Here is a 748-nt window from a genome sequence, read left to right as displayed (position 1 = left end):
GAAAACCGACTGATATTTGATTTTAGTCGGTTTCTATACTATTTGAGAGAAGGTAGACACTATGTGTGGAATTGCAGGGTGGATAGACTGGTCTAAAGACCTGTCTCATGAACAAGAAACGTTAAAAAAAATGACAGATGCTATCATTCACCGAGGGCCTGATGCAGAGGGGCATTGGTTTTCAAAACGAGCGGCATTAGGTCATCGACGTCTCATCGTCATTGATCCTGAAGGTGGCCTTCAACCTATGCTGTATAAAGATGGAAATGATACGATTGGCCTTACGTTCAATGGAGAAATTTATAACTATCAAGAATTACGTAAAGAACTTGAGGAGAAAGGTCATAAATTTCAGACCAAGTCAGATACAGAGGTGTTACTACATGCTTACTTAGAGTGGCAAGAAGATTGTGTTCAACACTTAAATGGGATTTTTGCTTTTGGTATTTGGGATGAAAGATTTGGGAAATTGATGCTTGGTCGTGACCATCTAGGCGTGAAGCCTTTATTTTTCGCTCAAAGGGGAAGCTCAATTCTCTTTGGTTCAGAGTTAAAAGTTTTACTTTCGCATCCACTTGTAGATGCTGAGGTAGATAAAGAAGGACTTTCTGAAATATTCTGTCTTGGACCAACACGTACTCCTGGTCATGCTATTTTCAAGGATATACATGAAGTGCGTGCTGGGCATTACATGACGTTTACCTCTAATGGCTCGACTACGACACAGTATTGGAAACTTGAAAGTAAA

At 40.0% G+C, this 748-nt stretch carries 1 protein-coding gene; it reads left to right on the top strand.

Translation table 11 applies throughout. The features are described 5' to 3' along the window. Positions 1-61 precede the first annotated feature (61 nt). A partial coding sequence (gene asnB, locus QO049_RS30490; protein WP_284489822.1) for an asparagine synthase (glutamine-hydrolyzing) occupies positions 62-748 on the top strand: 687 nt, incomplete at its 3' end.

This window comes from Bacillus sp. RB3, from assembly GCF_030164735.1.
Lineage (GTDB): Bacteria > Bacillota > Bacilli > Bacillales > Bacillaceae_G > Bacillus_A > Bacillus_A cereus.
The sequence above is the reverse complement of the archived record's forward strand: the minus strand, read 5'-3'. Positions and strand labels throughout refer to the sequence as shown.